At 65.7% G+C, this 14,554-nt stretch carries 8 protein-coding genes and 2 pseudogenes; 4 read left to right on the top strand and 6 right to left on the bottom strand.

All coding sequences use genetic code 11. The features are described 5' to 3' along the window. Positions 1–5: 5 nt before the first annotated feature. The 5 genes from BTH42_RS15740 to BTH42_RS15720 all read right to left on the bottom strand — a co-directional run bounded on the left by BTH42_RS15740 (position 6) and on the right by BTH42_RS15720 (position 6,710). Positions 6–2,009 carry an acyl CoA:acetate/3-ketoacid CoA transferase gene (locus BTH42_RS15740; protein WP_075300980.1) on the bottom strand — a complete coding sequence of 668 codons (2,004 nt, stop codon included), beginning with the start codon at positions 2,007–2,009 and terminating at the stop codon, positions 6–8. A 12-nt stretch (positions 2,010–2,021) separates the two neighbouring features. Then, positions 2,022–2,804 (bottom strand): 3-hydroxybutyrate dehydrogenase, encoded by a 783-nt coding sequence (locus tag BTH42_RS15735; protein ID WP_075300978.1) that lies wholly within the window; start codon positions 2,802–2,804, stop codon positions 2,022–2,024. A gap of 99 nt (positions 2,805–2,903) precedes the next feature. Continuing rightward, entirely contained in the window at positions 2,904–4,190 is a 1,287-nt protein-coding gene (fahA, locus tag BTH42_RS15730; RefSeq protein WP_075300976.1) for a fumarylacetoacetase, read from the bottom strand. Further along, positions 4,187–5,485 carry a homogentisate 1,2-dioxygenase gene (gene hmgA, locus BTH42_RS15725; RefSeq protein ID WP_075300974.1) on the bottom strand — a complete coding sequence of 433 codons (1,299 nt, stop codon included), beginning with the start codon at positions 5,483–5,485 and terminating at the stop codon, positions 4,187–4,189. The genes fahA and hmgA overlap by 4 nt, the downstream gene beginning before the upstream one ends. A gap of 286 nt (positions 5,486–5,771) precedes the next feature. Next, positions 5,772–6,710 (bottom strand): LysR family transcriptional regulator, encoded by a 939-nt coding sequence (locus BTH42_RS15720; RefSeq protein ID WP_075300972.1) that lies wholly within the window; start codon positions 6,708–6,710, stop codon positions 5,772–5,774. Positions 6,711–6,966: 256 nt separating this feature from the next. Between BTH42_RS15720 and BTH42_RS15715 the strand changes: the two genes are divergently transcribed. Together BTH42_RS15715 and BTH42_RS15710 are read left to right on the top strand one after the other, a co-directional pair. Further along, positions 6,967–7,461 carry a DUF4019 domain-containing protein gene (locus tag BTH42_RS15715; protein WP_075300970.1) on the top strand — a complete coding sequence of 165 codons (495 nt, stop codon included), beginning with the start codon at positions 6,967–6,969 and terminating at the stop codon, positions 7,459–7,461. Then, positions 7,461–9,404, top strand: coding sequence for a lipopolysaccharide assembly protein LapB (locus BTH42_RS15710; protein ID WP_256702061.1), 1,944 nt, complete (start codon positions 7,461–7,463; stop codon positions 9,402–9,404). The genes BTH42_RS15715 and BTH42_RS15710 overlap by 1 nt, the downstream gene beginning before the upstream one ends. A gap of 11 nt (positions 9,405–9,415) precedes the next feature. Here BTH42_RS15710 and BTH42_RS15705 read toward each other — a convergent pair whose 3' ends face one another. Further along, on the bottom strand, positions 9,416–11,908 hold the full coding sequence (locus tag BTH42_RS15705) for a tetratricopeptide repeat protein (RefSeq protein WP_083654821.1): 2,493 nt from the start codon (positions 11,906–11,908) through the stop codon (positions 9,416–9,418). 637 nt (positions 11,909–12,545) lie between these two features. Here BTH42_RS15705 and BTH42_RS36030 point away from each other — a divergent pair. Together BTH42_RS36030 and BTH42_RS36465 are read left to right on the top strand one after the other, a co-directional pair. Continuing rightward, a pseudogene (locus tag BTH42_RS36030) lies at positions 12,546–12,626 on the top strand (ESPR domain-containing protein); the annotation flags it as partial. 90 nt (positions 12,627–12,716) lie between these two features. After that, positions 12,717–14,554: pseudogene (locus tag BTH42_RS36465) on the top strand (hemagglutinin); the annotation flags it as partial.

Here is a 14,554-nt window from a genome sequence, read left to right as displayed (position 1 = left end):
CCGGTTTATTTCTTCATGGCCGCGAGGTTGTCTCTCGCTTCCGCTTCGCTCTCGAAAATATAAGGCGCGAGTTTGCGGCGCGCCAACGCGTCGCCGAGCTTCGCGCGCATGAACGCGCTGGTCGTGAAGCGCGTGACGCTCGAATAAAAACGCTCGACGCAGTCGCGCGCCATCTCTATGTAGCGGTCCTCCATATCGCGGTCGATCTCGAAGCCGTCGTAGTTGACGATCGCCTGCACGCGCTGGCCGCGCGCGACGACCGGCTCGCAGATCTCCGCGACCTTCAGGCGGATCGCCTCGATGGTCTGCGCTGTCTTGATCTCGAAGCGCTCGAAGTTCAGATACAGCACGTTCTTCGCGGCGTCGTACGCGAAGCGCGCGTCGAACGGCAGGCCGACGAGGCGGCGGCGCAGCTCCATCGGCTCGTCGCGAAAGAGGCGCCGGTCCATCGGCCGCGGCCCTTCGATGCGCGGACGGAACGCCATATGCGCGAGCACGTCCCGTTCGAGATCGACGCCCGGCGCGAGCTCGGTCAGCACGAGGCCGTCCGCGCGCAGTTCGAGCACGCAGCGCTCGGTGACGAACAGCACCTCCTTGTGCTCGGCCGCCGCGTGAGATCCCGAGAAGGTGCGGTGTTCGACCTCGGCGACGAACTTCGACGTGCACGCGTCGCGCTCGATGCACAGACCGTCGGGCGTCACCGCGATCTCGCACGCGCCGCTCAGAAAAGTGCCTGCGTACACGACTTTTTTCGCGCTCTGGCTGATGTTGATGAAGCCGCCGGCGCCGGCGAGGCGCGGCCCGAACTTCGACACGTTGACGTTACCCTCGGCGTCGACCTGGGCGAGGCCGAGCACCGCGACGTCGAGCCCGCCGCCGTCGTAGAAGTCGAACTGGTACGGCTGGTCGATGATCGCCTGCGGATTGACCGCCGCGCCGAAATCGAGCCCGCCGGCCGGAATGCCGCCGATCACGCCGGGCTCGGCGGTCAGCGTGAACAGGTCGGCGATGCGCTCTTCGGCGGCCACCGCCGCGACGCCTTCCGGCATGCCGATGCCGAGATTGACGACGCTGCCCGCGCGCAGCTCCATCGCGGCGCGCCGCGCGATCACCTTGCGCACGTCGAGGCGCATTGGCTTCGATGTGTCGTCGGGTACGCGCAGCTCGCCCGCATAGGCCGGGTTGTAGGCGGTCGCGAAAGTCTGCCGGTGCTGCTCGGGCCGAGCGAGCACCACGCAGTCGACGAGGATGCCGGGAATCTTCACCTCGCGCGGATTGAGCGAGCCGCGCGCGGCCAGCCGCTCGACCTGCACGATCACGAGGCCGCCGCTGTTGCGCGCGGCCATCGCGATCGACAGCATTTCGAGCGTCAACGCCTCGCGCTCCATCGTGATGTTGCCGTCGGGGTCGGCGGTGGTGCCGCGCACCAGCGCGACGTCGACCGGCAGGGTCGGGTAGAACAGATATTCCTGTCCGCGCACTTCGATCAGCGACACCAGCTCTTCGGTGGTGCGCGCGTTCAGTCTGCCGCCGCCGTGGCGCGGGTCGACGAAGGTGCCCAGACCGATGCGGCTCAGATGCCCGGGCTTGCCGGCGGCGATGTCGCGAAACAGATGAGTGATTACCCCTTGCGGCAGGTTGTACGCTTCGATCTCGTTGTCTAGCGCGAGCTTCTGCAGGCGCGGCACCAGTCCCCAGTGTCCGCCGATCGCGCGTTTGACGAGCCCCGCGTGGCCGAAGTGATTCAGCCCGAGCGTTTTGCCGTCGCCCTGGCCGGCCGCATACAGCAGCGTCAGGTCGGCGGGCTTCGCGGCGGGCGGCATCTGCGGGTCCAGGTACAGCGCTTCGAGCGCGGCCGCGACCGCTTCCGGAAAACCGATGCCGACGAAGCCGCCGGTCGCGACCGTGTCGCCGGGCCGGATCAGGCGCACCGCATCGGCGGCGAGGACGATCTTGCTGCGGTAGCCCTCGGCGAGGCGGGCGACCGTGTCGCTGAGCGAACGTGTCATCGCATGCTCCCTCTAACGGGCGGTCCAGCCGCCCTCGACCGGCAGCGCGGCGCCGGTGATCGAGGCGGCGCCCGGCGAACACAGAAACAGCACCACGTTGCCGATTTCGTCGGCTTCGACGAAGCGCCGGTTCGGTTGGGATTGCAGAATAACCTCGCGAACCACGCGCTCTTCGCTCATGTCGTGCGCCTTCGCCTGATCGCGAATCTGGCCTTCGACGAGCGGCGTTCTCACATAGCCCGGACAGATCGCGTTGCAGGTGATCGGCGTCTCGGCGACTTCGAGCGCGACGGTCTTCGTGAGTCCGAGCACGCCGTGCTTGGCCGCCACGTAGGCCGACTTGAACGGCGACGCGACGAGCCCATGCGCCGACGCGACGTTGATGATACGCCCCCAGCGGCGCGCCTTCATGCCCGGCAACGCGGCGCGAATCGTATGGAAATTCGACGACAGGTTGACCGCCAGAATCTGTTCCCAGCGGTTGGCCGGAAACGCGTCGACCGGCGCGACGTGCTGGATGCCGGCGTTGTTGACGAGGATATCGACGCTGCCGAGCCGGCGCTCGGTGTCGGCGACCATCCGCGCGATCTGTTCGGGTTCGCTCATGTCCGCGCTGCTGTAGTGGATCGGCACGCAGTATTCCATCGCCAGCGATTCGCGCAACGCTTCGACCTCCTCAGCATGTTTGAGGCCGTTGAGCACGACGGCGACACCGGCGCCCGCCAATTGATGCGCGACGGCCAGACCGATGCCGCTGGTCGAGCCGGTCACGATCGCCACTTTGCCCTTGATCATAGGGGTCTCCTTTTTATCGTTCGATTCCGCCGCGCTGTGCTGTGCATATGTCATGCGGCGCTCCCAGGTCCGTGCCGAAGCCGGTTTTTTCTCGTGGTACTACGGCGCCGCGCGCCCGAACACCGGCAGCACCGTGCCGCGGCATTCGCCGAAGCCGATTCGCCGCAAGCCCTCGCGCGCGCACCATGCGCGCAGCACGATCGTGTCGCCGTCGGCGAGAAAGCTGCGTTGCTCGCCGTTCGATAGCGTGAGCGGCTGCTGGCCGCCGACCGTCAGCTCCAGCAGCGAGCCCGATTGCTGCCGCGTGGGACCGGACAACGTGCCGGAGCCGAACAGGTCGCCGGCGCGCAACGCGCAGCCGTTCACGGTGTGATGCGCGACCAGTTGCGCGAGACTCCAGTACGCGGCGTCCGCGAAATTCGAGCGGCTGATCACGTCGCCGGCGTGGCCCGCCTGGGCCATCCGCGCGGTCTGCAACAGCACTTCCATCTGGATGTCGAGCGCGCCGTACGCGCGGTTGTCCGGCGAGTCGAGATAGGGCAGCGGCTCGGGGTCGCCGGCGGGGCGCTCGAACGGGCGGCGGAACGGCGCGAGCGCGTCGAGCGTGACCATCCACGGCGACACCGTGCTCGCGAAGTTCTTCGACAGGAACGGGCCGAGCGGCTGATATTCCCAGCTCTGCACATCGCGCGCGCTCCAGTCGTTGAACAGCGTGACGCCGAACACGTGATCCTCGGCGCGCTCGATCGGCACCGGCACGCCCTGCGCATTGGGCCGGCCGATAAAGAAGCCGAGTTCGAGTTCGATGTCGAGCCGCGCGGTGGGCAGCAGTTCGGGCCGCTCGCGCGCCGCGCTCATCACCTGACCGAGCGGCCGGTGAAAGCCGCTGCCGCTGACCTGCAACGTCGACGCGCGGCCGTGGTAGCCGATCGGCACCCACTTGTAATTGGGCAGCAGCGGATTGTCCGGGCGAAACAGCTGGCCGACCGCGCTCGCGTGATGGATGCCGACGTAGAAGTCGGTGTAGTCGCCGACCTCGCAGGGCAGCCCCAGTTCGACAGCCGACTGCGCGACCAGCGCCGCTTCGAAGTCCGGGCGTTGCGCGCTGCCTTCGCGCAGCCCCGCCGAGATCGCATGGCGCAGCGCGTGACGCTCGGCCGGCTCGCTCTGCATCAGCAGGTTCATGTCGTTGTGCCCGATCAGCCCGGCGTCGTGCAGGTCCAGCACCTGATCGCCGATCGCGACGCCGATTCGCCACTCGCTGTCCGGGTCATAGCGGAAACGCCCGAACGGCAGGTTCTGGATCGGGAACTCGGTGGCCGGGTCGTTGGCCGAGCGCACCCAGCTCGTCAGCGCCGGGTCGTGGGTGATGTCGAGAATGTTCATCGCTTGCCCGGATCGAAGTGTTTGCGCAGGGATTGCCAGCAGCGGTAGTAGTCGTCCTGCAGTTCGGCCGCGTCGAGGGCCTGCTGGGTCGGCCGCCAGATGCAGCGGGTTTCGAACATGAAGGCCATCGTGTCGCGAATCGCTTCGGGTTGCGAAGTATCCGCGTGACTGGCTTTCTCGAAGGTCGCGCCATCCGGGCCGTGGCCGGTCATGCAGTTGTGCAGGCTGGCGCCGCCGGGGCTGAAGCCGTCGGCCTTGGCGTCGTAGCTGCCGTGCACGAGGCCCATGAATTCCGATGCGACATTGCGGTGAAACCACGGCGGCCGGAACGTATCCTCCATCGCGAGGATGCGCGGCGGAAAGATCACGAAGTCGATGCTGCTGACCCCGGGCGTATCCGATGCGCTGTGCAGCACCAGAAATATCGACGGGTCCGGGTGGTCGAAGCTGATCGAGCCGATCGTGTTGAAGCGGCGCAGGTCGTATTTATACGGCGCGTAGTTGCCGTGCCACGCGACCACGTCGAGCGGCGAATGGCCGATGCGGGTCGACCACAGATGCCCGGCGAACTTCGCGACGAGTTCGTGCGGCGCGTCGACGTCCTCATAGGCGGCCACCGGCGTCAGGAAGTCGCGCGGATTGGCCAGACCGTTCGAGCCGATCGGACCGAGATCGGGCAGCCGGAACGGCGCGCCGTAGTTCTCGCAGATATAGCCGCGCGCGACGCCGTCCGGCAACTCGACCCGAAAGCGCACGCCGCGCGGAATCACGACGATCTCCTGCGGCTCGACTTCGAGCACGCCCAGTTCGGTGACGAAGCGTTGGCGGCCCTGTTGCGGGACGATCAGCAGCTCGCCGTCGGCGTTGTAAAACACCCGTTCGACCATGTCGCGATTGGCCGCGTACGTATGGACGGCCGCGCCGTGCATCGCGTTCGGATCGCCCTGGCCGGCCAGCGTGACGATTCCGTCGATGAAGTCGGTCGGTTTCGCGGGCGCCGGCAGCGGATTCCAGCGCAACTGGTTCGGCGGCGTCAGCGTCGCACTGAAGTCGCTGACGAAGCGCGGCGCGTCGATCCGGGTGAACGGCGGATGCATCGCCGCGGGACGGATCCGGTACAGCCACGAGCGGCGGTTCTCGGCGCGCGGCGCGGTAAATGCGCTGCCGGTCAGTTGCTCGGCGTACAGCCCGTACGCGCAGCGCTGCGGCGAATTGCGGCCGGCCGGCAGCGCGCCGGGCAGCGCCTCGCTCGCGAAGCTGTTGCCGAAGCCGCTTTGATAGTCGAGTTCGCTCATCGTGTCCGCCCGCCGGGGAGGGTGTGCGAAGCATGCGCTGGCGGTGCGGTGACGCTGGCGGTGGTGCGCAAGCGCACGGGTGTGCCGCTCGGTTGGCCGCGTTCGGATTGCGTCGCTTTCATCGTGTCTCCTGGAGTATCGCCACGGCGCTCACGTGCTGCTGTGCATGACCCCGAACTGCAACCGGGACCGCCGATGGATGCTCTATTCAACTGCGCCGCGCGCATGCGGGCAAACGCTTTTTTCTTGTCGATTTATCGGAACCGGCGATGAATCGCGGCGCGGCTCAAGCGGGCGGCAGCGGCACCTCACTTTCGTTGAACGTCGCGTTCCAGTCGCGCGCATCGAAGTAGCCGACGAGGAACTCGGCGAAGCCCTGCGCGACCGGACCGAGCTGCCGCTCCGCGCGGCTGTACACGTGGAATTTGCGGGTCAGCGAGGGTTCCACCAGTTGCCGCCGTTGCAGCCGGTGCAGATCGAGCAGCGATACCGCGTAGGGCAGGCAGGTGGTGATGCCCAGACCCGTGGCCACCATGCTCAACGCGGTCGTCACGAACGCGACTTCATACGCGGGTTCGAGTTCGAGCTGGATCATCGCGGTCAACTGGCTGTTCAGCATCCGCGTGTAGTCGTCGCGCAGCGAGATCAGCGGATAGCGCGCGAGATCGGCCCATGCGACCTGCTTCTGGCGGCCGAGCGGATGGTCTTGCGGAAACACCGCGAGAAACGGCAGATCGAACAGCGGCCGTACCGCCAGTTCGCTGCTGACCGCGCGCTCCGGGCCGATGCCCAGATCGGCTTCGCCGCTGAGCACGCGCATCGGAATGTCCTCCACGTCGCAATCGACGATCAGCACATCGACCTTCGGATGCTGCGCGGTGAACGCGGCGACCACTTGCGGCATCAGCGTGCAGGCCATCAGCTGCGGCACCGCGATGCGCACCTGACCGGCATTGAGCGACTTCAGTTCGGCGATCGAGCGCTTCGCGCGTTCGAGATCGTCGAGGATGCGTTGCGCGAGCGGCAGAAACTGCGCGCCGACATCGGAGAGCTGAACGCTGCGGGTGGTGCGATGCACCAACTGCACGTCGAGCGCCTGTTCGAGATCCTTGATCAGCGCGCTGAGCGCGCTTTGGGTGATGTGCAGCCGGGTGGCCGCGCTGGTGAACGCGCCGGTTTTGGCGAGGACCACGAAAGCGCTGAGTTGTCGGAGCGTGATATTCATCGCGTTTTCCAGATCGTTAGTGGGCGCGCGGCCGGGTCGCGAACAGGACGGCCGGCCGTCTGCGCACAATAACGAGATGAATCGGCCGGCGCCATCGGGGGCAACCACCACGGGCGGACTGACCAAATTTGACAGTTGCCGCCAGGCGATTTTTCAATTCTTGAAACGTTAAATCTGGGCGCGCTGCTAGTCTGGCGTTGCCGCAATTTCTCAAAAATCGGTGCTTCGCCGTTCGGCCAGATACCAGGGATTCCAGATGATTCGATCGACACACCAAGCCATCGCGCTGCGGGCCTTCTTTGCCGCCGCGCTGGCCGCCTGCTGCACGCTCGCCGCCGCGGCCGAGCCGGGCGCTTCCGCCGATGAACTGCTCGGCGACGCCAACCGGGCGCTGCAACAGATCGACGCCGGCCAGTACGACGCGCTGTGGCAGAGCGCGGCGCCGTTCATGCGCGAGAAGATGAACGAGCAGCAGTTCGCGGGCTCGATGCGGCAGGCGCGGCAGACGGTGGGCGCGGTGTCGAAGCGCGGCTGGGCGGCGGTCACGCGGATCCGTTATACGCAGGTCAACGGGGTGCCGGACGGACTGTATGCGAACGTCGATTTCGCGACCACGCTCGCCGACGGCCATACGCTGTTCGAGATGGTCAGCTTCCAGCTGGAGAACGACGGACAGTGGCGTCTTACCGGCTACGCGCCGCGGCAGTCGCAAAACGCCGGCGCGGGACCAGCACGGATCGCGACACCGTGATGGGCGGCGCAGCGGTGGTGCGAGCGCTGTCCGGCGCGGGCCAGCATGCGGCGATGCCGGGCGGCGCCGCCGGGTCCGCCGGGTCCGCCCGCGATCACGTCGCGGCCGGCGTCACCTCCGTGCAGGTCCGCGCCACGCCTCATGTGCTGCTGGCGATGCCCGCATCCGACACGCCGTTCTCCCGCATCGAGCGGCGTCTGACGAGCGGCGATCTGCTTGCCGCGTCCCGTGAGATTGCCGACTGGCTGCAACGCGCACCCGCCGATGCGGGCGCGTTGACCGCGCAGGCCATGTTGCTGCGTCTGCTGGGGCGCTACGCGGAGTCCGCCGCCGCGCTCGAACGCGCGGTTGCGAGCGCCCCCGACTTCGCGCCGGCGCTGCTCGAAATGGCCCGCCACGCGCGTCGTGACGGACGCTTGCAGCAGGCACAAAAGTGGTACGCGAGAGCGCATCATCAGGCACCCGATGCGACCGCATGGTTCGATGAGTGGTGCGAACTTTTGCAGCAACTGGAACGCGACGACGAAGCCGCCGAGGTCGCGCTGCGCTGGTGCGACCGGCAGCCGGATGCGCCGAACGCGTGGTTCCAGCTCGGTCTGTTGCGTCAGCGCAGCGGCGCGTATGCGGCGGCGCTCGCCGCGTACCAACGCGTGCGCTCGCTCGATCCGCAGTATCCGATGCTGAGCAACAACCTGGCCGCGCTGCATCTGGCGCGCGGCGACAGCGAAGCCGCGCTGCGCCTGTGCAACGACGCGCTTCGTATCGGTCCCGATTCGGCGTTGCCGTGGACCAATGCGTCGAATGCGTGGTTGATGCAGCGCCAGCCGGAGCATGCGTTGCTGGCCGCGCAACGCGCGTGCACGTTGGCGCCTACGTATCCATCGGCGCTGCTCGCGCTGAGCAACGCGCTGCGGGAATTGCAGCGCCATCGCGAAGCGCTGGACGTGATGGTGCGTGCCGCGCGAACCGGCTCGGCCGATGCAAAAACCCAATGGTCGATCGCGATGCTGCAATTGCTGCTCGGCGATTACCGCAATGGCTGGCTCAATCACGAAGCGCGCTGGGCCGGTTCGCCGGAACTGGAACGGGCTTCGCAATTGAGCGACGACACCCGCTGGCGCGGCGAGAGTCTGGCCGGCAAGACCTTGCTCGTGTGGGGTGAGCAGGGCTTCGGCGATGCGATCCAGTTCATGCGCTTCGTGTCGCGGCTCGCGGAGCAGGCGCGGCAAGCGGGCGGCACGCTGATTTACTGCTGCTTTGCGCCGCTGTGCGCGCTGTTCGAACGCACGCTCGCGCCGCTCGGCGCGCGGGTGTTGCCGCATGATGCGCAGCCCATGCCGCGCTTCGATTTTCATTTGCCGGTGGGTAGTCTGCCGTTGGCGTTGGGCATCACGCTCGAGACGTTGCCGGCGCCGCGCGCTTATCTCGAAGCGGATCCGGTGAAGCTCACGAAGTGGCGCGAGCGTCTGTCGGGCGATCGCAAGCTCAAGGTCGGGCTGGTGTGGAGCGGCAGTCGCACGCATCAGCGCAATGCGCTGCGCGAGGTGTCGCCCGCGCTGTATGCGCAGGCTTTCGCCGGCTTGCCCGACGTGACGTTTTACAGCCTGCAGATCGATGGCGCCGCCGAGGTTCACGAGATGTCGGCGGCGGGTTTGCCGCTGACCGATTACACGGCGGAATTCGCATCGTTCGACGACACCGCCGCGTTGATCGGCAATCTCGATCTGGTGATTACCGTGTGCACGTCGCTCGCGCATCTGGCCGGCGCGCTCGGCGCGCGTACGTGGTTGCTCGCGGACGTGAATCCGCACTGGGTGTGGATGCTCGAGCGTGATGATTCGCCGTGGTATCCGTCGGTGACGCTTTACCGGCAGCAGCAATACGCGGATTGGGCGCCGGTTTTGCAGCGGGTGCGCGCTGAGCTGGTGGGCCTGTTGCGTTAGCTGCGCGCGCGTCAGCTCGGCGCGCGATTCTTCTGCAAGCGAGCCAGATCGTCAGCGATCCTCTCTATCACCGGCGCCCAGTCGCCGGGCTGCCGTTGCCGGTACAGACGCGCGATGCCCGGATACCACGGCGAGTCGTCGCGCTCGTGCAGCCAGCGCCAGCAACCGTCGAAACGCGACAGGATCCATACCGGTTTGCCGAGCGCGCCGGCCAGGTGGGCGACGGACGTATCGACCGAAATCACCAGGTCGAGGTTGTCGATCAACGCGGCCGTGTCGGCGAAATCGCCGACTTCGTTCGTCGGATCGAATGGCCGTAGCTCCGCGGGAAGGTCCGCCAGTTGCGCCTGCGCGCGTTGACCCTTTTGCAGACTGACGAAGCGGATGCCCGGCACGCGCAGCAATGGCAGATATGCGCGTGGCGGCAGCGAGCGACGCTGGTCGATCGCATGCGCGTGCAACTGATCGGGACGCGGCTCGCCGGACCAGACGAGGCCGACTTTCAGCGCGGGGTTCGTGTCGGCGTTGATGTTGGCGTTGGTGTCGGCCGGCATGCACGATGCCAGCCGTTCCCGCCAGTACTCGATGCGTGCCGGCGCCGCATGCAGATACGGTAACCGGGCAGGGAGGTTGTCCAGCGTCGTGTCGAAGTGCAGCGGCAGACTCATCATCAGACACCAGTAGTCATGCGCCGGAACCGTGGCCGGGTCGTCGTCCGAGCAGACCCACGCGTCGACGCCGTCGAGCGTCGCGAACAGATTCTTCAGCGCGGGCGAACTGGCGACCGTCAGCTTCGATACGCCGCGCGCCTTCAGCAGCGGAATAAAACGCGCGAACTGGAGGCAATCGCCGAAGCCCTGCTCGGGCCACACGAGCAGCGATTTGCCCGCCAGCGATTCGTGTTGCCACTGCGCGAACGGCAGCGCGGGCCGCTGGTGCGCGAGCATCTCGTCCTTGCCCCAGTCGGGCGAACTCAGATAGCGCGTTTCGTGCAGCGGCCATGCTTGCGCGTAACGGCCGGTTTTCAGCAACACGAGGCTCAGGTTGTAGTGCGCGGGCAGATAGCCGGGGTTCAGCGCGATCGCGCGTGTGAAGCACGCGTGCGCTTCGTCGAGATGCTGCGCTTCGTACAGCACGCAGCCGAGCCGGTTGTGCGCGACGGCCGAGCCGGGTTCGAGCGTCAGCGCGTCGCGATAACACGCTTCGGCTTCGGCCAGGCGCCGGCGGCTATGCAGCAGACGGCCGAGGCTCGCATATGAATCCGCATGGTCCGGTTGCAGCGCGAGCGCGTGCCGATGCAGCGCCTCGGCTTCGTCGGCGCGCGCGGTGGCGGCGAGCAGTACGCCGAGATTGTTGTACGCATCGACATAGCCCGGTGCGAGCGACAACGCGCGCCGGTAATACGACTCCGCTTCGGCCACCGCGCCGGTGTCGGTCAGCAGGTTGGCCAGGTTGAATTGCGCGGCGGCATCGGCGGGTTGCAGCGCCGCGGCTTGCCGATAACAGGCTTCCGCTTCGGGCCAGCGTTGCGCTTCGTGCAGCAGGCTGCCGAGATTGCCCCACGCGCCGGCGAAGCCGGGCTGCAACTCCAGCGCGCGGCGATAACTCGCTTCGGCGGCGTCGAGTCGCTGCATTTGCGCGAGCGTCAGAGCGAGGTTGTTGTGGGCCTCCGCATAGTCCGGCGCGAGCGATAGCGCGTGCCGGTAGCAGGCCTCGGCTGCTTTCGGATCGTTCATGTCGCGCAGCAGATTGCCGAAATTCAGCTGCGCGCGCGGGTTGTCCGGTTGCAGCGTAACGGCCTGCTGGTAGCAGGTCAGTGCATCGTGCAGGCGTCCGGCGCGGTGTAGCAGCAGCGCGAGGTTGAGATGGGCATCGGCGTAATCGGGACGTTGTGCGAGCGCCTGCTTGTAGCTTGCTTCGGCCTCGGCGAAACGGCCGCTGTCGCTTAGCAGGAGTCCGTAATTGTTGTGTGCGTCGGGGTAGTGCGGGGCGAGCAGCAGCGTGTGCCGATAGCAGGTTTCGGCTTCGGCCAGCCGCGCGGCGTTGAATAGCAGATTGCCGAGATGGAAGTGCGTGTGGACGCGCGCGGGTTGCAGTGCGAGCGCGTGCCGGTAGCAGGCCTCGGCTTCGTCGAGACGGCCGGTGTTTTCGAGCACGATGCCGAGATTGTCGTGCGCTTCGACGAAATCCGGCTTCAGAGCTAGCGCCTGCCGATAGCAGGTTTCGGCTTCCGCAAAGCGCTGCAACCGCTCCAGCGCGACGCCGAGATTGCAGTGAGCTGCCGCGCGATCCGGCTCGGATGCGATGCTGCGGCGAAGCAGCAGACTCGCGTTGTGCGCATCGCCGCGCTGTAGATGAAGCACGCCGAGCCGATGCAACGCTTCGGCATGCTCAGGATTCGCGGTCAGCACCTGGCGGTAGTGATGCTCGGCGTCGGCCAACGACATCGCATCGTGGGCCGTCACGCCTTGCTGCAAGTGTTCGGTAATCGGGTCGGCGCTCATCGGTTCCTCGGGGCGGCATCGGCAGACGATAGGGGCAAGCGTACCGGCTGGCAAGCGGTAAACCCGCGCGCGGCAGCGGGGTGAGATTGCGCCGATGTCGGTGCGGTAGTGGGGGGCTCGAATTTCAAACGGGTTGACGGTTTTTAATGGGCGCGAGTTGCGCGACTGCGCGGGTTGGGTTTTTTTAACCGGAGTTAACTATTTTGTCATTGGTCGGCCGGTTTTTATGGTTGTAGAAGATTAAAAAATAGAAATGAGGATTTTAAGCGTTTGGCGTGAACGATTTCAATTGGCTCGAAATTAATGGATTGCTGAAATCGGAGCGAATTTCGGAAGATTTTTCCGAATCTTAAAAAATGTTGGTTCACGCGGGGCTGGCGCAGGAAGATTGTCAGCAAACGTTTGCTGGGAAAACCTCATATTTGTCAGTAATTTACGAATTTAGAGATTTGGCAATATTTGACAAATTCGTCATATTTAATTTGCATTGTTTGGCAGTCGGTAAAAAAGCGGAATCTTAGAATTCGGTCATCCCCGTCACGCGCGTCTGATTTTCGGTCTCATTCTGGCGGATCGAAATCGTTCTGATAAATAGATTCGGGGCGGTTGTAGCGCGCATTTTCGTTAGAGATGACAGATGAATAAAACTTACCGCTCGATCTGGAATGAGGCCCTCGGTGCATGGGTGGCCGCTTCCGAAATCTCGTCCGCGCGCGGCAAACCGAATATATCCGCGGTGGCGAAAGCCGTCGTGGTCGTCGCGCTGGCGAGCGGCGCCGCGATGAACGTCGCGCAGGCGCAGTACTCGGCGGGGTTGGGGGCGGCAACGGGGACCGCGTCGATTGCGATCGGCGGCAACGTGGCGGCTGGCGGCGCGTTGAACACGACGGTGACGACCGCGTCCGGTGCGGAATCGGTCGCGCTCGGCTGGAACACCACCGCGAGCGGTTCCTATTCGCTGGCGATTGGGCGTGCGTCGACGGCGACCGCGAACAGTTCGACCGCGTTTGGTTCGGGCTCCAAAGCGTTGAACGTCAGCGCCGCCGCGTTCGGCAACGATGCGACCGCCTCCGGGGTGGGTTCGATCGCGTTGGGCGGCGGCAATAATTCGGGCTCGGGCGGCTCGGCGGCCTTGGCGGACCAGTCGTTCGCGGTGGGACGGTTCGCGGTGGTCAGCGCGAGCGCGACCAACGGTATCGCGATCGGCACGCAGTCGACGGCCTCCGCGGTGAACTCGGTGGCGATGGGGGTGGGCGCGACGGCGGCGGGCACCAGCGCGCTGGCGCTCGGCACCAGCGCGGTCGCCAGCAACGCCAACGACGTGGCACTGGGCTCGAACTCGAAGACCGCCGCCGCGGTCGCCACTACCGGCACGACGATCAACGGCACCGCGTATACGTTTGCGGGCACCGCGCCGGCCAGCACGGTGAGCGTCGGCGCGTCCGGCGCGGAGCGCACGATCACCAATGTCGCGGCCGGGCGGATTTCCGCGACCAGCACGGACGCGGTTAACGGTAGTGAGTTGTATGCGACGAATCAGGCTGTTGCTGGGGTGGGGACGGCGGTGACGAGTTTGTCGACGTCGGTTTCGACTTCGGTTAGTTCGTTGTCGACGTCGACTTCGACTACGGCTAGTTCGTTGTCCACAGGGGTGAGCTCGCTGTCGACTGGTCTGAGCACGACCAATAGCACGGTGAATAGCCTGTCGAGCTCGACGTCGACGGGCGTGAGTTCGCTGTCCACGGGTGTGAGCTCGTTGTCGACTGGCCTGAGCACGACGAATAGCACAGTTAATAGCCTGTCGAGCTCGACTTCGACGGGCTTGAGTTCGTTGTCCACGGGTGTGAGCTCGTTGTCGACGGGTCTGAGCACGACGAATAGCACGGTGAACAGTCTGTCGAGCTCGACTTCGACGGGGTTGAGTTCGTTGTCGACGTCGACTTCGACGACGGCCAGCTCGTTGTCGACGGGCGTGAGTTCACTGTCGACGGGTTTGAGCACGACGAACAGCACAGTGAATAGCCTGTCGAGTTCGACTTCGACGGGCGTGAGTTCGTTGTCGACGGGTTTGAGCACGACGAATAGCACGGTGAACAGCCTGTCGAGCTCGACTTCGACGGGGCTGAGCTCGCTGTCGACGTCGACTTCGACAACGGCCAGTTCGTTGTCCACGGGCGTGAGCTCGTTGTCGACTGGTCTGAGCACGACCAATAGCACGGTGAATAGCCTGTCGAGTTCGATGTCGACGGGCTTGAGTTCGTTGTCGACGTCGACTTCGACGACGGCCAGTTCGTTGTCCACGGGTGTGAGCTCACTGTCGACGGGTTTGAGCACGACGAACAGCACCGTGAACAGCCTGTCGAGTTCGACTTCGACGGGCGTGAGTTCGTTGTCGACTGGTCTGAGCACGACGAATAGCACGGTGAACAGCCTGTCGAGCTCGACTTCGACGGGGCTGAGTTCGCTGTCGACGTCGACTTCGACGACGGCCAGCTCGCTGTCCACGGGCGTGAGCTCACTGTCGACGGGTTTGAGCACGACGAATAGTACGGTGATCAGCCTGTCGAGCTCGACTTCGACGGGGCTGAGTTCGCTGTCGACGTCGACCTCGACGACGGCCAGCTCGCTGTCCACGGGCGTGAGCTC

Source organism: Burkholderia sp. SRS-W-2-2016 (assembly GCF_001931485.1).
In the GTDB taxonomy this organism is placed as follows: Bacteria; Pseudomonadota; Gammaproteobacteria; order Burkholderiales; family Burkholderiaceae; genus Paraburkholderia.
Note: the sequence above shows the minus strand (reverse complement) of the source record. Positions and strands in the feature narration are given on the sequence as shown.